The 19,388-nt window shown below is 61.2% G+C and carries 19 protein-coding genes; 2 read left to right on the top strand and 17 right to left on the bottom strand.

Annotated elements, in window-relative coordinates; translation table 11 throughout:
- Positions 1–32: 32 nt before the first annotated feature.
- A complete protein-coding gene (locus tag GZH91_RS17155) occupies positions 33–1,499 on the top strand; it encodes a catalase (RefSeq protein ID WP_147073837.1) in 1,467 nt (488 codons plus the stop codon).
- Between the two features lie 54 nt (positions 1,500–1,553).
- Here GZH91_RS17155 and GZH91_RS17160 read toward each other — a convergent pair whose 3' ends face one another.
- From GZH91_RS17160 to GZH91_RS17230, 15 genes are all read right to left on the bottom strand, one after another.
- Positions 1,554–2,861 (bottom strand): ATP-binding protein, encoded by a 1,308-nt coding sequence (locus GZH91_RS17160; RefSeq protein ID WP_147073839.1) that lies wholly within the window; start codon positions 2,859–2,861, stop codon positions 1,554–1,556.
- Positions 2,858–3,520: a response regulator gene (locus tag GZH91_RS17165; RefSeq protein WP_147073841.1), complete on the bottom strand. Its 663-nt coding sequence runs from the start codon at positions 3,518–3,520 to the stop codon at positions 2,858–2,860. The genes GZH91_RS17160 and GZH91_RS17165 overlap by 4 nt, the downstream gene beginning before the upstream one ends.
- Positions 3,521–3,567: 47 nt before the next feature.
- Entirely contained in the window at positions 3,568–4,086 is a 519-nt protein-coding gene (locus GZH91_RS17170) for a hypothetical protein (RefSeq protein ID WP_147073842.1), read from the bottom strand.
- A 9-nt stretch (positions 4,087–4,095) separates the two neighbouring features.
- Complete coding sequence (locus GZH91_RS17175; protein WP_147073844.1) at positions 4,096–4,848, bottom strand: ABC transporter permease subunit; 753 nt, start codon at positions 4,846–4,848, stop codon at positions 4,096–4,098.
- Positions 4,845–5,762 (bottom strand): ABC transporter ATP-binding protein, encoded by a 918-nt coding sequence (locus tag GZH91_RS17180; protein WP_147073845.1) that lies wholly within the window; start codon positions 5,760–5,762, stop codon positions 4,845–4,847. Before GZH91_RS17180 ends, GZH91_RS17175 begins: the two co-directional genes overlap by 4 nt.
- 76 nt (positions 5,763–5,838) lie before the next feature.
- On the bottom strand, positions 5,839–6,171 hold the full coding sequence (locus GZH91_RS17185) for a PepSY domain-containing protein (RefSeq protein WP_198415345.1): 333 nt from the start codon (positions 6,169–6,171) through the stop codon (positions 5,839–5,841).
- Positions 6,172–6,286: 115 nt separating this feature from the next.
- Positions 6,287–6,889 carry a glycine zipper 2TM domain-containing protein gene (locus tag GZH91_RS17190; protein WP_147073847.1) on the bottom strand — a complete coding sequence of 201 codons (603 nt, stop codon included), beginning with the start codon at positions 6,887–6,889 and terminating at the stop codon, positions 6,287–6,289.
- 110 nt (positions 6,890–6,999) lie between these two features.
- Complete coding sequence (locus GZH91_RS17195; RefSeq protein WP_147073849.1) at positions 7,000–10,053, bottom strand: efflux RND transporter permease subunit; 3,054 nt, start codon at positions 10,051–10,053, stop codon at positions 7,000–7,002.
- Entirely contained in the window at positions 10,050–11,066 is a 1,017-nt protein-coding gene (locus GZH91_RS17200) for an efflux RND transporter periplasmic adaptor subunit (RefSeq protein WP_147073851.1), read from the bottom strand. The genes GZH91_RS17195 and GZH91_RS17200 overlap by 4 nt, the downstream gene beginning before the upstream one ends.
- Positions 11,066–12,430 (bottom strand): TolC family protein, encoded by a 1,365-nt coding sequence (locus tag GZH91_RS17205; protein WP_147073852.1) that lies wholly within the window; start codon positions 12,428–12,430, stop codon positions 11,066–11,068. The genes GZH91_RS17200 and GZH91_RS17205 overlap by 1 nt, the downstream gene beginning before the upstream one ends.
- A 17-nt stretch (positions 12,431–12,447) precedes the next feature.
- Positions 12,448–13,038, bottom strand: a complete 591-nt coding sequence (locus GZH91_RS17210) for an undecaprenyl-diphosphatase (protein ID WP_147073855.1) — start codon at positions 13,036–13,038, stop codon at positions 12,448–12,450.
- 60 nt (positions 13,039–13,098) lie between these two features.
- Positions 13,099–13,863: a COG4705 family protein gene (locus GZH91_RS17215; RefSeq protein WP_147073857.1), complete on the bottom strand. Its 765-nt coding sequence runs from the start codon at positions 13,861–13,863 to the stop codon at positions 13,099–13,101.
- Between the two features lie 176 nt (positions 13,864–14,039).
- Positions 14,040–14,927: an ATP-binding protein gene (locus tag GZH91_RS17220; protein WP_147073859.1), complete on the bottom strand. Its 888-nt coding sequence runs from the start codon at positions 14,925–14,927 to the stop codon at positions 14,040–14,042.
- A complete protein-coding gene (gene argJ, locus GZH91_RS17225) occupies positions 14,908–16,134 on the bottom strand; it encodes a bifunctional glutamate N-acetyltransferase/amino-acid acetyltransferase ArgJ (RefSeq protein WP_147073861.1) in 1,227 nt (408 codons plus the stop codon). The genes GZH91_RS17220 and argJ overlap by 20 nt, the downstream gene beginning before the upstream one ends.
- Before the next feature lie 61 nt (positions 16,135–16,195).
- Entirely contained in the window at positions 16,196–16,435 is a 240-nt protein-coding gene (locus tag GZH91_RS17230; RefSeq protein WP_147073863.1) for a hypothetical protein, read from the bottom strand.
- 225 nt (positions 16,436–16,660) lie between these two features.
- On the opposite strand from GZH91_RS17230, the gene GZH91_RS17235 reads away from it, so the two are divergent.
- The gene (locus GZH91_RS17235; RefSeq protein ID WP_147073865.1) at positions 16,661–17,074 is read left to right on the top strand and encodes a hypothetical protein; all 414 of its coding nucleotides are present in this window, start codon (positions 16,661–16,663) and stop codon (positions 17,072–17,074) included.
- 48 nt (positions 17,075–17,122) lie between these two features.
- Here GZH91_RS17235 and mobA read toward each other — a convergent pair whose 3' ends face one another.
- Both mobA and GZH91_RS17245 read right to left on the bottom strand, forming a co-directional pair.
- Complete coding sequence (mobA, locus tag GZH91_RS17240; RefSeq protein WP_147073867.1) at positions 17,123–17,701, bottom strand: molybdenum cofactor guanylyltransferase MobA; 579 nt, start codon at positions 17,699–17,701, stop codon at positions 17,123–17,125.
- Complete coding sequence (locus tag GZH91_RS17245) at positions 17,702–19,336, bottom strand: ArnT family glycosyltransferase (RefSeq protein ID WP_147073869.1); 1,635 nt, start codon at positions 19,334–19,336, stop codon at positions 17,702–17,704.
- Positions 19,337–19,388: the final 52 nt, after the last annotated feature.

Genomic DNA, 19,388 nt, shown 5'->3' on the forward strand with positions numbered 1-19,388 from the left:
TTTGTACATCTTGTACATCAAAGGAGATGAAGATGAGCGAATGCCCTTATATGACCACTGCCGCCGGTACGCCAGTAGCGGACAACCAGAACTCCGAGACCGCCGGTCCGCGCGGTCCGGTGCTGATGCAAGACTACCAATTGATGGAAAAAATGGCGCACTTCAACCGCGAGCGCGTGCCGGAACGGGTGGTGCACGCCAAGGGCGCAGGTGCTTACGGCAAATTCACCGTCACCGGTGACATTTCAAAATACACCCGCGCCAAGCTGTTTTCCAGGGTAGGCAACAGTTGCGAGATGTTCGCGCGTTTCTCCACTGTGGCGGGGGAACTGGGCTCGGCCGATACGGCGCGCGACCCGCGTGGCTTTGCCCTCAAGTTTTACACCGAGGAAGGCAACTGGGACATGGTGGGCAACAATACGCCGGTGTTCTTCATACGTGATCCACTGAAGTTTTCCGATTTCATTCATTCGCAAAAACGTGACCCCGCTACCGGCCTGCGTGACAACACCATGCAGTGGGATTTCTGGAGCCTGTCGCCGGAATCGCTGCATCAAGTCACCACGCTGTTTTCCGACCGCGGCATTCCCGCTACCTATCGCAACATGAACGGCTACTCCAGCCATACCTATAGTCTGTGGAACGACCAGGGCGAACGCTACTGGGTGAAATGGCACTTCAAAACCCTGCAGGGCATCAAGACCTTGACCAATGAACAAGCCAGCGAAATTGCGGGCAGCGATCTGGACTACCATCGGCGCGACTTGCACGCCGCGATTGAACGCGGCGAATTTCCGAAATGGAAAGTACAGGTGCAGATCATGCCTGAGAAAGAGGCCGAGACTTACCCCATCCACCCGTTCGACCTCACCAAAGTCTGGCCGCACAAGGATTACCCGCCGATTGATGTCGGCATCATGGAGCTGAACCGCAACCCGCAGAACTACTTTGCGGAAGTGGAACAGGCTGCGTTCGAGCCCGGCAATATGCCCCCCGGCATAGGTGCTTCGCCGGACAAAGTGCTGCAGGCACGGCTGTTGTCCTACCCGGACGCGCACCGCTACCGTATCGGCATCAATTATGCCGCGCTGGATGTGAACAAGCCGCAATGTCCGGTGCAGACTTACCACCGCGACGGGCAGACGCGCTTTGACGGCAACAACGGTGGCGCGGTCAATTACCAGCCCAACAGCTTCGACGGGCCGGTGGAATATCCGCGTATGAAAGAACCGCCATTGAAGATCAGCGGTGACGCCGACCGCTACAACCACCGTGACGGCAACGAGGACTACAGCCAGGCGGGCGACCTGTACCGGCTGATGAACGCCGGCCAGAAAACCCAGCTCATCGGCAACCTGGTGGGCGCGTTAAAACCGGTGCCGCGCTTTATCCAGGCACGCCAGATCGGGCATTTCTACAAGGCTGATCCGGAATATGGCAGCCGCGTGGCAGATGGCCTGGGCATCAAGATCGACGAGATCATCGGCAAGGTGGCGTAATTGACGCCAGATGGGCTAGCGTCGCGTTGCAAGCCAGGGCGCGGTGTTGCCCGACTACTTCCGGAACGCTACGCTGACCAGCAGCCCGGCTCCCGCCGGGTTATCTGCCAGACGCACCGTGGCGGCATGATGCTCGGCGATGTTGCGGACGATTGCCAGCCCCAGCCCGCTACCTGTGACGCCGCTGCCTTCGCGCCGATAGAAGCGGTCAAATACGCGCTCGCGTTCGGCAACCGGAATGCCGGTGCCGCTATCCTGCACACTGAGTATGGGCTGGCCGTTCACACTCTGCACGTTGACGTCTACACGCCCGCCCGGCGGGGTGTAACGGATGGCATTGTCGACCAGATTGCCGAGCAGGATGCGCAGGCTATCGGCGTGGCCTTGCACCACCACATCCCCGGCATCCGCGGCCACACCCAGATCAATATGACGACTCTCGGCCAGCGGATTTTGCTCGGCCACCACTTGCTGGGCGAGTTTATGCAAGTTTACCGCGTCGAACTTGCGCGCTTGCAGACGCGGCTCGTGGCGCGCCAGGGTGAGTAGCTGTTGCACCAGATGGGTGGCGCGATCCAGGCGTTCGTCCAGCTTGGTGAAGGCGGCGCTGCGCTGTGCAGTGGTGCCGGCGCGTTCGGCCAGCTGCAATTGCAGCTTGAGCGCAGTCAGTGGCGTACGCAGCTCGTGCGCGGCGTCGGCGACGAAGGCGCGCTGCGTGGCGAGTGCCTGATCGAGGCGGTCCAGCAGGTTATTCAAGGCATCCACCAGGGGGCGTATTTCCGGTGGGAGATTTTCGTTGGGCAACGCCTGCATGGCATCGGGAGAACGCCGCCGCAGCGCGTCGGCGACGCGCTGCAAGGGTGCCAGACTCCGTCCCACCGCCACCCAGATGAGTAGCGCCAGCGCCGGGATCAACACCAGGAACGGCAGCAGCGAACGCAGTGCCAGCCCCGCCGCCAGTTCCTGCCGCACCGAGGTGGGCTGGGCGACCTGGATGAAACGGTCGTGCCGTGCCATGCCATACACGCGCCAGCGCTCGTGACGCACCGTCACGGCATGAAACCCGCTGGCCTGGTAGCGCGGCAGCGCGTGGCCAGGATTGGACGCATACAGCGCCGCGCCACTACGGCTCCACACCTGCACCACGATGTCCTGATCCTCCTCCGGGTCGGGGGCCCATAACGGCGGCGTGGACAACGCCAGTTGTGCGGGCAGTGAAACGGCTATCTGCTTGAGCTGGTAATCAAACAGCTCGTTGGCTTCCTCCTGCACCTGCATATACAGCACCACCCCGGCCAGCAGCGTGCTCACCAGCATCCCGCCCAGCAACCAGATCAGCAACTGCTGACGCAATGGCCTCATGTTGCGCTGGCCACCTTGTAGCCGACGCCGCGCACATTGCGGATGAAGTCCGCGCCGAGTTTTTTACGCAGCCGATGGATATACACCTCGACCGCGTTGCTCTCGATTTCCTCATTCCATCCATAGAGTTTTTCTTCCAGCTGCGCCAGCGACAACACCCGACCAGGCGGGTCGAGCAACGCCTGCAACAGGGCAAATTCGCGCGCCGACAGGGTCAGCCGCTGACCCTGAAAGCTGGCCTCGTGGCTGGCCGGGTCGAGCGTGAGTCCGGCATGGCTGATACCCGGCTGGGCACGCCCGGCATGGCGGCGCAACAAGGCACGCACGCGCGCGAACAACTCGTCCAGATCAAACGGCTTGACCAGGTAATCGTCCGCCCCCGCGTCCAGCCCTTTCACCCGATCCGGCGTCGCATCGCGCGCGGTGAGAATCAGCACCGGCGCTGCGCCGCCGCGCTTGCGGTAATCCGCCAGCACCTCCAGACCCTGTTTTTTCGGCAAACCCAAGTCCAGCAGCACCAGATCGTACACCTGATTGCCCAGCGCCAGCTCTGCGCCGCGTCCGTCGCGCACCCAGTCCACGGCGTAGTTTTCGCCGTGCAGCCCTTCTTCGACGCTCTCACCGATCATCGCATCGTCTTCTACCAGCAGTATTCTCATTGATTTTCCTTTCCCAATGCCAGAACCATCACATCCTACCTGGGAGATTATCGCCGCAAACGCCAACCGGCGAAGGCTGCGATCAGCAACGGCATGCCCAGCGCCACCGGCAGGATACGCCCGGATTCGATAGTGGGTTTGCGCTCGACATGAAAGTCGGCGAATGGGCTGGCCAACAGTGTGCTGGCGGTGCGTTCCGCAGCGCTGATCACCACGCGGTAATTACCCGCCTGGATCAAGCGTATCGGCCAGTCGACGCTGAAGCTTTGTCCCGGTGCGAGGCTGGGCCGCAGCACGGCTTTGTGCGCGCTCCAGTCTTCCAGATCCACCGGCTGCTCCTTGCCCGGATCAACCTGCACCAGGCTGATCCATGCCACCAGCCCTGAAACAGGCTGGCGGCCGGTGTTCTTGATCACGCTGTGGAACTTCAACCAGTCACCCATTTTCGGCTGCGCCGGGTTCTGGGGATCGGGCACCAGGGTGATTTGCACCGGCGCATCGGCCCAGGCCGAACCGGCTCCCAACAACACCCCCAGCAGCGCAAATAATGACATCATGCGTTTCATGGCAGTCTCCTAGATTTCCATGGTCCGGGCGCTGCGCCGGGCGAACCACCATGCCAGCGCAAGCCAGATGAGCGTTACCGACAAGCGGCCCAGTTGCATGCTGAACGGCTGCGAGTCGATCACCACACTGTCGAAGGTATTGAGCGCGGCGGAGAACGGATTAACCATGTCGAACAGCTTGCCCAGCGTGCTTTGCCGCAAGCTTGGCCCGATCAGCAGCGGGCTTGCCAGCAACATCAGCGTGATGAGTGCGGCCAGAAGCGCCGTACGCACATTGCCGAAACGCGCCGACAGGCCAATCGCGTAAAAGCCGAACCCCAGTGCCACCGGGGTACCGAACAACGCCAGATAAGCGATCGCCTGCACCAGGTTCTGGCCGCTGCTGCCCACCGCCCACAGGTAAGGCAGGCTCAGCGCGTACATCAATACCCACGCGGCCACCTGTCCGCCCATTTTGCCCAGCACCATTTGCGTCGTGGTGAGCGGGGTAAGCAGCAGCGGAATCAGCGTGCCGCGCTCCTTTTCGCCGGCAATGGCGTCGCTGCCGAGCACCAGCGCCAGCAATCCGCCCAGCGCGGTGATCGTGCCCATCACCATGTACACCACTTGCGCATTATCCAGCAGGCTCAATTCGGTGTTGCTCACCAGCAATAATGCGAGCACCGAGAGAATGACGGAGAGTGCCAGCAGCCAACCCAATCCGCGCCCGCTGCCCAGCAGTTCACCGCTTTCCTTGCTGGCGATCAAGATAATCGGATTCATGCCGCCACCTCCGTTTCCGTAATGCCCAGATAAAGCGCTTCCAGCCCGCCGTCCTCGCTGCGGATCTCGATAATGCGCCAGCCCAGCGCGAACAGCGCCCGCCACGCTGCGTCGGGATGAATGCCCGGCGCGATATCCAGGTGCAGCCATCCGCCCTCCTGCGCCAGCAGATTCACCCCCTGCGGTAGCGCGCCTGATGCGGTGCCGGGCGAAGCCACCCGCAGCCGGTAACGGCTGGCGCCGGTCTTTTCCGCCAGCAACTCGGTCAGCACCCCTTCGAGCAGGGTTTTGCCCTGGTGGATAATGCCAATGCGGCTGCACAGGCGGTCCACGTCGTCCAGAAGATGCGTGCACAGCAGAATGCCCACGCCGTGCTCGCGGCTCAATGCCAGCAACACGTCGTGGATCTCGCGCCGGCCGCGCGGATCGAGTCCGTTGGTGGGCTCGTCCAGAATCAATAATGGTGGATCATTGAGCAGCGCCCGCGCCAACCCCAGGCGCTGTTTCATGCCACACGAATAAGTTTTTATCGCCTGCCGGTTTGCCGCGCTCAGACCGACCTGCTCCATGCGCCGCACCATTTCATCCGCGCTCAATTCGCGGCCATATAGCCGGGCCATCCAGTGCAGGTAGCCGTGTGCGCTCATCCAGCCATAGAACCCGGAATCCTCAGCCAGCACACCGATCTTTCCGTGCAATTCCCGCTTTTGCCGCAGCGGGGCCAGGCCCATCACATTGACCTTGCCAGAATCCGCCGCACGCAGACCGGTCAATACTGAAAGCGTCGTGCTCTTGCCTGCCCCGTTAGGGCCAAGCAGACCGTAAATTTCACCCTCCTGCATGGTTAAACGTACGTCGCTAAGAACTGGATTGGCGTGTATCGATAATTTCAAATCCGCGACTTCGATCAGCATTTTCCCCTCCTGAAACTTGAAAACAGGCCGATGTAAAAACCCCGCCAAGGGGCGGGGCAGGGCAGGTCACGTTTATTTAGTCGGGGTTAGGCCCTTCCGCCTTGTTTTCCAGCACCTTGCCGGTTTGCGCGTCCACGCCGACCTCGTGGGTGACCTTACCCTGACGAATATCGAACGAATAACGCAAACCGCTGCCGCCATTTTCCTTTTCCAGCTCCTCGTCAGTAATCTTGCCGGGGTGCGCCTTGAGTGCAATGGTGCGCGCTTCCGTCATGCCTACTTTGGCATCGCGGGCAAATTTCTCGCCGGTGTAGGCATGGGCGGCTACTGCGCCACCGAACAGCGCGGCGGCCATTACCAAGGTAATAAAGCGTGGGTTACGAACAGTTTTTAATGCACGGTTACTCATAATGTTGCTCCTGATTAAATCAATGCGGACAGGCAAAATTACCTTACCGGGATTTCATCCTAGACCGGGCAACTTAAGGCAAACTTAAACGCCTGCATCACAGCGCACAAAAACATCAGTCGTCATTATCGTCATTCCAGTCACGGTGGTGCACCGGTTTGTAGCCGCGCTGACCGCGCCAGTTGTCACGGCCATAGTCGCCATTGTTATTCGCCACCGCCACATTTACGTCAATGAAGCGACCGGGGTTGTAGGGCAGCGTGGTACTCATGTTGCGCCCCTGATAACGGTAGACCACATGGTAGCCGCTGACTACCTGGCGATAGTTGTCGCGGGTCTGACAACGTTCCACCTGGCGCGGCTGCGAGTAACCATAGCTGCGGCCGTTGTTGCTGATGTTATCGCCCACCAGCGCACCGGTCACCGCACCCACCGCGGCGGCGGCAGTACGGCCATTACCCTGCCCCACGGTATTGCCGAGCAGGCCGCCGACCACGCCGCCGATGAGGGCGCCGCCGTAGGAGCGTGGCTCATTACGATATTCGCTGCCCACCGTTTCGGTCCAGCACTCGCGGCGCGGCTCGTTCACCTGCTGGTAAATCGGCGTGGAAGACAGCACCTGCGCACGGTCGCTGAAATACTCGGGGCGGTCAGCAAGTGCAGCAGTGCTAAGCGCCATCATGGCAATTGCGCCGGCGGTCAGTTGGGTTGTACGCATGATTGATCTCCTTGTCGTGATGTGGCAATCCGTTTTCGAATCCACGCTTGCATCATGGCCGACAAGCGTTTCTGCGCCATTTCCGACTGCATCGTAACTGTAACAGTGTGTTACCCCGCTGAGACGTCTGCTTTGCCTGCCAGCAGCCAATACAGCACCGGCATCACCAGCAACACCAGCGGCAGCTGCACCGCCAGTCCGGCGATAATGGCCACGGCCAGGGGCTGCTGCATGGCGGAGCCCTGGCCGATGGCGAAGGCCAGTGGCAGCAGGGTGAGGATGGCGGCGAAGGTGGTCATGGCAATGGGACGCATGCGGTTTTTGCCGGCCTCGATCAGCGCTTGCGGGAACGGCATTTCACGGATCAGATCACGGTACTCGGAAAAGTAGAAAATCGCGACTTCGGTAACGATGCCGATAATCATGGTCATGCCCATCATGGCGGAGATGTTGAGTTCAATGCCTGCCACCCACAGCCCGATAAAGACCGCCGATACCGCCAGCAGCGGAATCGCCAGAATCGCCAGCGCCATGCGGAAGCTTTCATACAGAAACAACAGCAGTAGAAACACCAGCCCGATCGCAGCGACGAATACCGCCATCAAGCCCTTAAAGGCGATTTGCTGCTGTTTATAGAGGCCGCCCAATTCGAAGTACATCCCCTTCGGCAACAGCTTGGGTGTGGCCATCGCTTTCTGGATGTCGGCAATGACCGATCCCATCGAGCGCCCGCTGATGCGCCCGGTAACGGCCACCATGCGCTTGAGGTTCTCGCGCCGGATTTGCGGCTGACCGCTGATCGGCACAATCTGCGCCACACGCCTGAGCGGGAACACATGTCCATCGGGCGCGCGAATCAACAGCTTGCCCACGTCCGGTGTGATGGCACGCTGATCCTGCGGAATCCATACGCGCACGCCGACCAGTTTCGGTCCTTTCTGCATTTGCGTGGTGACCACGCCGGACAGATAGCCGCTCAGCGTCTGTGTGATGCTGTCCGGGTTCATCCCTTCCAGCGCTGCCTTGACGCGATCCACGCGGATCTCCAGCGCGTCGCCGGCGGGGTTGATGCCGTCGCGCGTATCCACCACGCCAGGTACCTGGTTGATCGCCGCCACCACTTTTGTTGCAGCGCTTTGCAACTCATCCGGATTATCCGAAAACAGCTTGATCTCGATCGGCTGCGGCACCGAGGTGAGGTCGCCGATGACGTCTTCCATCAATTGTGCCATTTCGATTTTGAGCCCCGGCACGTTGTGCTCGACCTGGCTGCGGATGTCGCCCATCACCGTATCGATCGGCGGGCGCTTGCCCGCTTTCAGGCGCACAAAGAAATCGCCCTGATTGGCCTCGGTGATGCCTCCGCCGAGTTGCGTGCCGGTACGGCGTGAATAGGTATCCACATAGGGGTTGGCCTTGATGATGGCCTCTACCTGCTGCAACAGGCGGTCGGTCTCGGTGAGCGAGGTACCGGGTGCGGCGCGGTAGTCGAGAATGAAGCCGCCCTCATCCATCGCCGGCATGAAACCGGAGCCGACCTTGTTGAACGCAACAAAACCCACGCCGAGCAAAGGCACGACCAGCAGCAGAATCAACACCGGCCGCGCCAGCACGCGTTGCATCAACGCGGCGTAGCGGCGATGCATCCATTCAGTCAGGCGCCCGCCTTCTTTCTGGTTGGCGTCTTTTTCGGTGAGAAAATGATCCGCCAGCAGCGGCACCGCCAGCCAGGTGACGAAGAAGGAAATAATGAGTCCCGACGCCATGGTCAGCGACAGCGCCTTGAAAAACGCGCCGGTCACGCCGGTCAAAAACGCCAGCGGCAAAAAGATGATGATGGTGGAAGCCGACGAGCCCGCCAGCGGGCGCATGAATTCCATCGCCGCCGCCATCACCCGGCCATGATGACGTTCTCCGGTGGCACCGCGCAGCCGCCGCACGATGTGCTCGATCATCACAATCGCATCGTCGATAATCAGCCCCACTGCCGCCGCCATGCCGCCCAGGGTCATGATGTTGAAGCTCATGCCCAGGGCATACAGCAACACCACCGTCGCCGCCAGCACGGTGGGCACGACAATCGCGGCGATCAGGGTGATTTTGATGTTGCGCAGAAAGGCGAACAGCACCAGCACCGCCAGCCCGGTACCGATCATGATCGCATCGCGCACGCTGGCGGCAGAGTCCAGTACCAGCACGCTCTGGTCGTACCAGTTGGCGAGCTTCACCCCCGGCGGCAGTTGCGACTGATACGCGGCGAGCTTGGCATGCACATCGCGGGCAATCTGCACGCTGTTACTGCCGGGCTGCTGGTAGATGTTGAACAGCACCGCCGGGCGGCCATCGGCATTCACCTTGATCCACTGCGGCACGACGCCATCGCTCACCTGCGCCACATCGTCCAGGCGCACAATGCCGCTGGTTCCGCTGCGGATGACCGTGTTGCCGATCTGGCGCACATTTTTCAGGCGCGCGTCGGCAATCGCCAGATACAGCTTGTAGTGGTCTTCCAGCCGCCCCACCGCGGTGACCACATTGGCCGCGCTCAAAGCCTGCGCCACGTCCGTCAGTGTCAGCCCGTACGCCAGCAGCTGTGCCGGGTCCACGGTGACCTGGTACTCCTCCTGCGCACCGCCCATCACCTGGATGCGCGCCACGCCGTTGACGCTGGACAGCAGCGGGCGCAGCTGATAACGCGCCAGATCGTAGAGCGCGGTTTGCGATTGCGTGGTCGAGGTCAGGCTGTACGCCAGAATCGGAAATATCGTCGGGTCCATGCGCTTGGTCGCCAGCTGGGTACCCGGCGGCAGATTCGGCAGGATTCGGGTAATCGCCTGATTGACCTGCGAGGTCGCCAGCCCCATGTCGATGCCCCAGTCGAAGCTCACCGACACCTCCGCCGTACCCCGGCTGGTGGTGGAACGCACACCGCGCACGCCGGGCACGCGTCGCACCGCCTCCTCCACCGGCTGGGTCACTACCAGCATCATCAGATCCGCCGGGCGGTCACCCGCGTCCAGCGATACCAGCACGCGCGGAAAATCCACGTTGGGGAACAGGGTCACCGGCAGTTTGAACGCGGCCAGCACGCCCGCGACTGCCAGCAACACCAGCAGAAAAAGAATCGAACGCCGATGTCCTTGCATCCACTGGGTGAAGTTCATCGCCCGCTCCCGCGTACCGCCATGCCGTCCTGCAATTCATAATTGCCCAGACTGACCACCGGCTGGCCGGGATTAAAAGCGCCGCTCACTGCCACCATTCCGCCCTGCTCCAGCCCGGTGTGCACCTTAACGCGGTGTGCCTTGCCTGCTTGCACCTGAAACAGATAAGCCCCCTGCGCATCGCGCAGCACCGCGGAGCGCGGCACCACCCAGGCAGGCTGCTGGCCGAGCTGGATTTTGGCGCGCACGCGCGTGCCGGCAATCAACCCGCCATTGGGCACTTCCACCAGCACGTCCACGAACTGGGTTTGCGGATTGATCATGCCAAACACCTGTGCCACCCGTCCCATTACCCTGCGCGCCTCATTAAACACCGACGCCACACTCACTGCCATGCCCGGACGCACCCGCATCACGTCTTCCGGCTCCACCCCCAGCACCACGCGCTGACCGCCGGCACGCGCCAGCTGCAGCACCGGCGCGCCGGCAGCCAGGCGGTCGCCCTGCGCGGCCGAAATGCTCACCACCACGCCGTCAAACGGCGCAGCTACGCGTTCCTGACTGCGCCCGTTGCCCATTTTTTGCTGTGCCTGCAACGCAGCCTGGGCATTTGCCCAGGTCTTTTGCGCCGCTGCAAGTTGCGATTGCGTGGCCAATTGCTGGCCCACCAGTTGCTCGATACGCGTCACTTCGCTCGCGGCAAAGCGCACCGCCACACTGGCCTGCCGGTAGCTCAACGCAGCATCCGGGCCGGTACCAAATTCCAGCAGCGGTGTGCCTTTTTTCACCACTTGCCCGGCATTCACCAGCAGGCTGACCACCTGTCCGGCGCGCGGCAGATTGATGTTTTGCAGGCTGCGCGTATCCGGCGACACCACTCCGTAGCCGGATATCGTCTCGGTCATCATCTGCTGTTTCAGCGCCACGGTTTGCACCGCCACGCTGGCGGCATCGGCTGCCCACGCCGGGCTGGCTGCAAGCAGCCAGCCCAACAAAAAAATTCCACGGCGCATTATCGGGCTCTCCTGTTGCTGGCTTGTTCGGGAAGATCTGGGCCCAGCAGGGTTTCCAGCGCGATCTGTTGTTCCATCAACGCTTCCTGCAAATTGATGACTTCGGTTTGTTTATCCAGCAACGCGATTTGCAGCCGCACATAATCCGCAGCCGCCAGATTGCCCGCGTGGAACGCCGCCTCGGCGCGCCGGGCAACGGTTTGCAGTTGTTTCACACCCTGGCGTGTGCGCTGCAGCTGGGTTTGCAGCAGGGGCTGATTTTCCAGCGCGGTGGCGACTTCGCTGTAGGCACTGTTGAGGCGCCCCTGGTATGCATCGAACAATTTTGTGCGGGTGGCATTTTCAATCGCGATATTGCCGCGGTTGCGGTTGAAAATCGGCAGGCTCATGGTCAAGCCAAAGCCCATGGTATACAAGCCGCTGGTGTCGCGCGCCCGGGTCAGCCCGACGGTGAGCGCCGGAAACTGCGCCAGTACCGCACCGCGAAACTTTTCTTCCTGGGAGCGATAGCCCGCCTGCAGCGCCTGCAAATCCGGGCGCTGATTGAGCCGCTCGACCAGCCCGCTTTGCACCGCTGCGGCGTCCATCAACGCCGCGCGGGGTTGGCCCACCAGCGCCAAGGGCGTGGTGGACAACAGCCCCAACAAGCCATTCAAACTGGCGCGATTCTGCAAACGGCTGCGTTCCAGCTCGTTGATCCGGCGCTCTATATTTTGCAAGGCAACCAGATCGGCGCTGGCAAGATCGAGGGTGATATTGCCCGCCGCCAGTGCCTGCTGGCTGCGCTGGTAGCGATCCGCCAGCAAACTGCGTGCAGTCTGCAACTGCGCCATCAACGCCTGCTGGGCGGTGAGGCGGGTGAACAGCAGACGCGCCTGGCTCACTACCTGCCATTCCTGCCACAGCAGATCCAGGTTCACCCGCTGCGCCTGAGCCTGCGCCGCACCCTTGCGCGAGGAACGCAGCAACAGCGCGTTGACGTCGTAGTTCAGATTGAAATTGAAGGAATTGGTATTGCCCAGCGCGCCATTGGTGGGGTGGTCGGAAGTGAAACCCAGCTGGGGATCAGGCAACAGCCCGGCGGCGAAGGACTGGGCGCGGGCGATGCCGAGCGCATCTCTTGCCTGCCTGAGCTGCGGGTTGTTGGCAACGGCCAGCATCGCCACTTCATCCATGTCCAGCCCGTCGGCGGGGTTGAAAATGTGACTGGACAGATTGCGGAACGGCAGGCGTGCCGGGTCGAGCGTGATCAAAGCCGCCGACTGCGGCAAATTCGCCCGCTTGGGCAGCGGCTTGGGCGCATAAGTGGCGCAGCCCGACAACGCGCCCAGCAGCAAAACCAGCGCGGAAATTTTAAACTGCATGGATTTCCTTTTTTGTATCAAGAACGTTTTCGACCAAACGCCATGGCAAACATGCCTTCAATCATTTCAGCCAGTTTATAACAAGCGTTTTGTCCTTTTATGGTGTTGACCAACAGTAGCACGCCGGTCGCAACTCCAAACGCTCCAACCATATCGAGCGGAAAATGAACCCCAAGATAAATCCGCGCCCATGCCACTAGCGGACTAATAGCTAGTAACACACCTGCGAGACGGCGCGCCAGGATCGAGTCGGTTGTCCATAACGCCAAGCCTACTGAGAGCAACAACGTCACGTGATCGCTGGGAAATGAGCTATCCGCAACATGAGGCAGATAGGTATGACCGATACCTGCGATGAATGGCCGCGGATGGAACCACAGCATGGCAATCAGCTGATTCACGCCCAGCGCGATCAGCCCGGCAACGAGCGCTTTGACGGCGGCACGCTGATTCTCAACCTTGCCGAACAGCCACAATACGGTTAAACCAGCCGGTACCAGCCAGATCAACCACTCGGCAATGGCAGTGACCGTCCATAATGAAATGCCGTGCAAGCCTGCGGACGCGTTGAGCAGTAAAAACAGTTGCGTATTGAAGTGTTCCAGCATAGTCAATGCAGGGCGACTTGTCGCCGCCCTGGCCGATGATGATAGGACTTGGGCAAACGCTTATTTCGTAGTGGATGCGGGAAGCAGCTGCCGCTTCCGCTGCAAACTGATGTAACTCACCAGACTCATGATCACCGCCATAAAAATCGCGCTGGTACCGACTGTGCCCAGACCGATGCCACTATTGGTCACCGGCTGGGACAGCAAATCACCCATGGATGCACCCAGCGGCCGCGTGAGGATGTAAGCCAGCCAGAATGCCAGCACCGCGTTCAACTTGAAGACATAGCGCGCGAAGGTAATCGCCGCGATGGCCCCGCCAAAGATTAATGCGGAAGGCGCGTAACCCAGATGCATACCTTCGGCAAACAGGTCGCCCGCCGCGGTGCCCAGGGCAAAGGTAAACAGGATAGCGGCCCAATAGAACAGCTCTCTTTTAGCAGTGTAAATAGAGTGTATGGACAGGGTTTTTTCGCTGGCGTACCAGAGCGCAAATGTCGCTATTAATGCGGCGCCGAAAATAATACTGGTGGTCACCAGGCTCACACCTGCTTCATCGACCAGCCTATCGGTAATCAGCGTGCCGACGATACTGACCAGAACAACCACCAGCCAGTAACTGGAGGGGACATAACGTTTCAGCTTGAACTGGATCAACAGGGCGACAACTAACAGGCCACCCATAATGTAGGAGGTCATGCCCAAACCGAGATTCAGTGTGGCCGACAGAAAATCAGCCGCCGTTTCACCCACCGTGGTGGCCATGATCTTGATCAGCCAGAAAAATAACGTCACTTCCGGCACTCTGTTCAATAGCTTATTCATGATTTTCCCCTTCTATGCTCTGCCCACACGGTTTACGTAAGCATGACGGGGAGAATACGCGGGGAATTATTAACACAAACTTAAAGCGCACACCGCAGGCAAAAAAGCCCGGATGATTTGGTCATCCGGGCTATGGGTATAGGCTTGGTCGTGATCGGCCTTGTCGCAGGTCGTCGTTATTTGCGCTTGCCGCCTCGCTGCCGCCCCGCATAATCGCGCGCAAACTGCCATGCTACGCGCCCGGAACGCGCGCCGCGGGTGAGCGACCATTGCAGCGCAGCGCGGCGCATGGCGTCGGGGTCTTTGATCACCACGCCCAGGGCCTGCAGCCAGGTTTGCACGATGGCCAGATACACATCCTGGTCGAACGGGTAAAACGACAGCCACAGACCGAAGCGCTCCGACAGCGAGATTTTTTCTTCCACTGCCTCGAATGGATGCACCTCGTTGCCGACGTGGCGGGTGAGCTCGTTTTCTGCCATGTATTCGGGCATCAGGTGGCGGCGGTTGGAAGTGGCGTAGACCAGCACATTGTCCGGCGGCGCGGCGATGGCGCCGTCGAGCACGGCCTTGAGCGCCTTGTAGCCCGGCTCACCGGTCTCGAACGAGAGGTCATCGCAAAACACGATAAAGCGCTCGCGCCGTCCGACCAGCTGTTCTGCGATATCCGCCAGATCCACCAGGTGGGCCTTGTCCACTTCGACCAGGCGCAGGCCCTGGTGTGCAAACCGGCTCAGCAGCGCTTTCACCAGCGAGGATTTGCCGGTGCCGCGCGCGCCGGTCAGCAGCACGTTGTTGGCCGGGCGGCCTGCCAGGAACTGGCGCGTGTTCTGCTCGATGCGCTGTTTTTGTTCGTCGATGCCGGTGAGGAGTGCCAGCTCGATTTTGTGCGGGTGCGGCACGGCTTCGATCCAGCCGGTGTCGCCGCGCTTGCGCCATCTGAAAGCAAGCGCCGCGTCCCAGTCGGTCACCGGCGGCACCGCCGGCAGCCAGGCTTCCAGCCGCGCCAGCACGCGCTCGGCGCGCGCCAGTAGCTGCGCCAGGTCAGCTGCGGTATTCGGCATTGATTTTCACGTAGTCGTAGGAGAAATCGCAGGTCCACAGCGTGGCGGCAGCTTCACCCCGGTTGAGCACCACGCGCACGCTGATTTCCGCCTGCTTCATGATACGCTGGCCGTCGGCTTCCCGGTAGCTTGCTGCGCGGCCACCGTTTTCCGCCACCAGTACGTCGTCGAGGTAGAGCCGCAGCGTGTTCACATCGAGGTCATCCACGCCCGCGTAGCCGATGGCGGCCAGGATGCGCCCGAGGTTGGGGTCGGAGGCGAAAAAGGCGGTTTTCACCAGCGGCGAATGGGCAATGGCGTAGCCAATCTGGCGGCATTCTTCACGGCTGCTGCCGCCTTCAACGCGGATGGTCATAAATTTGGTCGCGCCTTCGCCATCGCGCACAATGGCCTGGGCGAGCCGTGTTGCCACTTCCGTCACCGCAGCGGCCAGCGCAGCGTAATCGGCGCTGGCCGTGTTGACAATCTCGGCGTTGGCTGCCTGACCGCTGGCAATCAGCATGAACGAGTCGTTGGTGGACGTGTCGCCGTCTACGGTGATGCAGTTGAAGGAATGGTCGGCGACGTGTTTGACCATTGCCTCCAGCGCGGCCTGGCTCACGGCGGCGTCGGTCGCCACGTAGCCGAGCATGGTCGCCATGTTGGGGTGGATCATGCCGGAGCCCTTGGCGATGCCGGTGATGGTCACCGTCTTGCCGCCGATCTGCACTTGCCTGGACAGCGCCTTGGCGACGATATCGGTGGTCATGATGGCGTGGGCGGCGGCGAACCAGTTATCGGCGCGACAGTCGGCCAGTGCGGCAGGGAGTGCAGCGATGATCTTGTCGGCGCGCAACGGCTCCATGATCACTCCGGTGGAGAACGGCAGCACTTCGCGCTCGGCACAGCCTGCCAGACCGGCCAGCGCCTCGCATACCATTTTGGCCGCTTGCATTCCGGCCTCACCGGTACCTGCGTTGGCGTTGCCGGTGTTGATGACCAGCATGCGCGGCGCGGCTTTTTGCAGGTGGCGTCTTGCAACCGCCACCGGCGCGGCGCAGAAGCGGTTTTGCGTGAACACGCCGGCCACACGGCTGCCGGGGGCGAGTTGCATGACGGTCACATCACGCCGGCCCGGTTGCTTGATGCCTGCACTGGCAACGCCGATGGTGACGCCGGCAACCGGCAAAAGTTGTTCAGACTGGGGAGGAGACAGGTTGACGGGCATGGCAGCGGAGGAAGCGGGGTTACAAAGCGGCCATTTTACCCCGGAAGTCGATGGACGTGCGTCAGTCGCGATCCGCCGGACGCGGTCCGCGCATCGGCATGCGGCGCCTGTTCCACGGCCACACACCCTCTTTTTCGACCGACCGGGCGAAGGTAGCCAGCACGACCAGCACCGCAAAGACAAAGACCAGTTGCTCAAACAGCACACGCGCAGTCATCACGCCGAACGGGATATCCAGAAAATTTGGCACATAAAAAAACACCGCCAGGCAACTGAAAATAATGCTCAGAACAAGGTACATGGTGCGCCGCCCCGTAATCGAATCGCAATGATGAAGCCCGTTTGCCAAGAGCGCTCGAGCAAACTCCATGCCATGAAACTCACACCAAATGAAATCAATCTGTTACGGCAGCCCACCCTTCATATTGCGCGGCGCATGTAAAAATGTCCGACATTTTTTGGCGGCTGACAGATCGGCGATTTGGTCTATATTCAGGTGTACTATCTACAGTCACAGGAGCACGCCATGTCTCTATCCATGTTACCGGACGCGATTCAGCGGGAGCGCGAGAACATGCTGCAATCCGGCGTCGAAACCCTCAAAACCATGGGCAATGCGGAATTTGCGGTGCATGATCTGGCCGGGTTTCGCGAGCCCGATGAGCTTGCCATTCCCATACTCAACATCCACATGCAACCGGACATCCGGGCCAAACAGCCGGGTACCGGCGGCGAGACGCTGGCACTGGTGGAAGTCAGCAGCGATCTCGGTGAGGAATCCTGTGGGCGGCGCTGGCAGGCGCTGGAAGCCTGGGCACAGCAGCATGATGCGCAGGTGATGGTATTCGTCCATCCCGAGGATCAGGCGCGCGCGCAGGAAATCGCGCGTGCCTGGCATGTGCCTACGGCCTACATTGTGAGCTTGCCAAGGCTGCATTGAACCGCGTTTAATTCTGGAAAAGCAGCCACGGTGAGTGCCGTTTTTAGCTTAATCCACGCGGCGCAACAAATCCTCTGGCTGGTTCACATTGACAAACGCCGCCGCGTCGGCGAATTCAACGCCGGAAGTACGGTGCCGCGCCTGCCAGCCATGCACGGCACGGCCGCCCCCGGCGAGATACTGGTCGAGATCATCGACAAGACGTCGCGCGCAGACCATGATGGCCGGATGGGCGCGTCCGCCCGCGCTGGCAACGGCGATCTCTGCGTGCCCGGCCAGCAGCGGCGCGACAAGCTGCTGCACCAGATCGGCAGGCAGCAGCGGGGTGTCGCAGGGCACCGTGAGCACCCACTCATGGCGGGCCGCATGCAAACCCGCCAGCACTCCTGCCAGCGGTCCCTGAAATCCATCCGTGACATCCATCACCACCGGGTAGCCCAGCGCCCGGTAATCGTCCAGATTGCGGTTGGCACTAATCAGGATTTCATCCACTTGCGGCAGGATGCGCGCGAGCACATGCACCACCAGCGGCAGGTCGTGCAATTTAACCAGACCTTTATCCTGCCCGCCCATGCGTCGCCCGGCGCCGCCAGCGAGAATAATCGCACTGATCGGCGACTGCGCCATTCAGTGCCGTGCCTGCACGCGCCGATACAGCGCAAAACGCTCGGAGCGGTTGCCAGGCCGGTTACCCTGCCACACTTCGCGCCAGTCTGCAGTCAGCTCGGGCGGGAAATTTTCGTCATATTGCACCAGCAATGCCGGGCAATGACTCTGTGCGAGCGATTTCACCGGCAGCGTGCGCAAGTCGATCCAGTAGTCGAGCATGGCGCGCATCGCCTCGTTCAAATCCTGGCTGGCGACACAACCATGGCTGGGTAAAGCCGGTTCCATGCTGCTGATCATGCTGCGATAACTCATCCGTGCATTGACCGGATACATGAACAGACTCGCCGCCAGCCCCCAGGCCAGCGTAATCCCCGCTGCCCAGGCAATGAGCGGGCGCTGTGGCGTGCGCTTGAGCAGCACCAGCAGCACCAGCCAGGCAAAACAGTAACCCAGCGCCAGCGCCACCATGAGCGGCCTGAATTCACCCGTATAACCCGGCTGGATTTTATGCACATGCGCAGACAGACGCGCGGGCACGCCCAGATCAAAAGCGCTCCAGTACACCCAGGCAGCGGCAATCACCACCAGGAAAGTCATCATCGCAAACCAGTACAAGGCATTGGCCGCGCCCCTGCGCAGGGTGTAAGTGCTACCCGCAGCCAGCCATGCCAGCGGCAGCAGCAAAGGCAGGCCGTGGATCTCACGTGGATCATTGGTGAGGGAGAGTACTCCGAGCAGACTCAAAAACATCAGCAGCGGCAGTGCGATACCCGGCGCGGTCAGGCCATGACGGCGCGCCTTCCATAGCGCCCATAGCGCCAGCGGCCACGCTGGCCACGCAAACCAGGGCAGAAAAGTCAGGTAATACAGCGTACCCATACCACCGTGCGCAGGCAGCAGTGCGAACCGCCCCAGGGTGTCAACGTGCCACCATTCGGCAAGCACGCCGGGTGCCTGCTGATACAGCATCAACGGCCAGATCAACAGCCAGGGCAAAGCGCTCACCACCATGGCGAGTGCTGCCGCCAGGCTGGCACGGGTGCGCCAGGCTGGCGCCATGACAGGCAATAGCATTGCAGCCAGCAACAGTGCCAGCGCCTCCACCGCACCAATGCTCATAAACGCCATGCCAATGCCGGTGCCCGCCAGTGCGCCGCCGATCAGCGGGCGCCGCAGGCTCAGGGCAAACCCGAAACCCGCCAGCGCGTAGGCCGCCAGCAGTGCGCTTTGCGGAATTGCTTCATGCGCGCGCACCAGCAGCCCCACACTGCCGATCAATACCAGCACTGCCAAACGCCCGTGTTCACTGCCGTACAGCAGGCGCCCGGTGAATCCGCTGAAAATCAGCGCCAGCAATACAAACATGCCGCCGGTAAGGCGCGTCGCATCGTGTACCGGTAACCAGTCGGACAAGCTCTGGGCAGCGTTGGCCGCGACCCAGGTAAACAGCGGCGGATGCACTGGCAAGGGTTCACCCGCCAGGGTAGGAATCGCGGCCGGTGCGCCAGACAGCAGGCTATGTACGAAGCCGATGCTGCGCGACTCATTACCCTTCCATGGGTCATGTCCGACCAGCCCCGGCAGCAGCCAGGCCAGTACCAGCAGCAGGGTGAGTAACGAAGGAATGGCGCTATGCCAGCGTTTGTTCTGCAATGTGGTGTGAGCCGCGGGCGCGGCCTGGGCAGATGACGAATTTCATGCGCAG

It is taken from the genome of Sulfuriferula plumbiphila, assembly GCF_009938015.1.
GTDB classification, from domain to species: Bacteria; Pseudomonadota; Gammaproteobacteria; order Burkholderiales; family Sulfuriferulaceae; genus Sulfuriferula; species Sulfuriferula plumbiphila.

Coding starts and splice junctions, on each gene's coding strand:
- mobA (WP_147073867.1), bottom strand. CDS start 17,701: ATGGCGCAGTCGCCGATCAGTGCGATTATTCTCGCTGGCGGCGCCGGG.
- GZH91_RS17210 (WP_147073855.1), bottom strand. CDS start 13,038: ATGCTGGAACACTTCAATACGCAACTGTTTTTACTGCTCAACGCGTCC.
- GZH91_RS17185 (WP_198415345.1), bottom strand. CDS start 6,171: ATGAGTAACCGTGCATTAAAAACTGTTCGTAACCCACGCTTTATTACC.
- GZH91_RS17205 (WP_147073852.1), bottom strand. CDS start 12,430: ATGCAGTTTAAAATTTCCGCGCTGGTTTTGCTGCTGGGCGCGTTGTCG.
- GZH91_RS17195 (WP_147073849.1), bottom strand. CDS start 10,053: ATGAACTTCACCCAGTGGATGCAAGGACATCGGCGTTCGATTCTTTTT.
- GZH91_RS17235 (WP_147073865.1), top strand. CDS start 16,661: ATGTCTCTATCCATGTTACCGGACGCGATTCAGCGGGAGCGCGAGAAC.
- GZH91_RS17160 (WP_147073839.1), bottom strand. CDS start 2,861: ATGAGGCCATTGCGTCAGCAGTTGCTGATCTGGTTGCTGGGCGGGATG.
- GZH91_RS17165 (WP_147073841.1), bottom strand. CDS start 3,520: ATGAGAATACTGCTGGTAGAAGACGATGCGATGATCGGTGAGAGCGTC.
- GZH91_RS17190 (WP_147073847.1), bottom strand. CDS start 6,889: ATGCGTACAACCCAACTGACCGCCGGCGCAATTGCCATGATGGCGCTT.
- argJ (WP_147073861.1), bottom strand. CDS start 16,134: ATGCCCGTCAACCTGTCTCCTCCCCAGTCTGAACAACTTTTGCCGGTT.
- GZH91_RS17155 (WP_147073837.1), top strand. CDS start 33: ATGAGCGAATGCCCTTATATGACCACTGCCGCCGGTACGCCAGTAGCG.
- GZH91_RS17170 (WP_147073842.1), bottom strand. CDS start 4,086: ATGAAACGCATGATGTCATTATTTGCGCTGCTGGGGGTGTTGTTGGGA.
- GZH91_RS17175 (WP_147073844.1), bottom strand. CDS start 4,848: ATGAATCCGATTATCTTGATCGCCAGCAAGGAAAGCGGTGAACTGCTG.
- GZH91_RS17180 (WP_147073845.1), bottom strand. CDS start 5,762: ATGCTGATCGAAGTCGCGGATTTGAAATTATCGATACACGCCAATCCA.
- GZH91_RS17230 (WP_147073863.1), bottom strand. CDS start 16,435: ATGTACCTTGTTCTGAGCATTATTTTCAGTTGCCTGGCGGTGTTTTTT.
- GZH91_RS17200 (WP_147073851.1), bottom strand. CDS start 11,066: ATGCGCCGTGGAATTTTTTTGTTGGGCTGGCTGCTTGCAGCCAGCCCG.
- GZH91_RS17220 (WP_147073859.1), bottom strand. CDS start 14,927: ATGCCGAATACCGCAGCTGACCTGGCGCAGCTACTGGCGCGCGCCGAG.
- GZH91_RS17215 (WP_147073857.1), bottom strand. CDS start 13,863: ATGAATAAGCTATTGAACAGAGTGCCGGAAGTGACGTTATTTTTCTGG.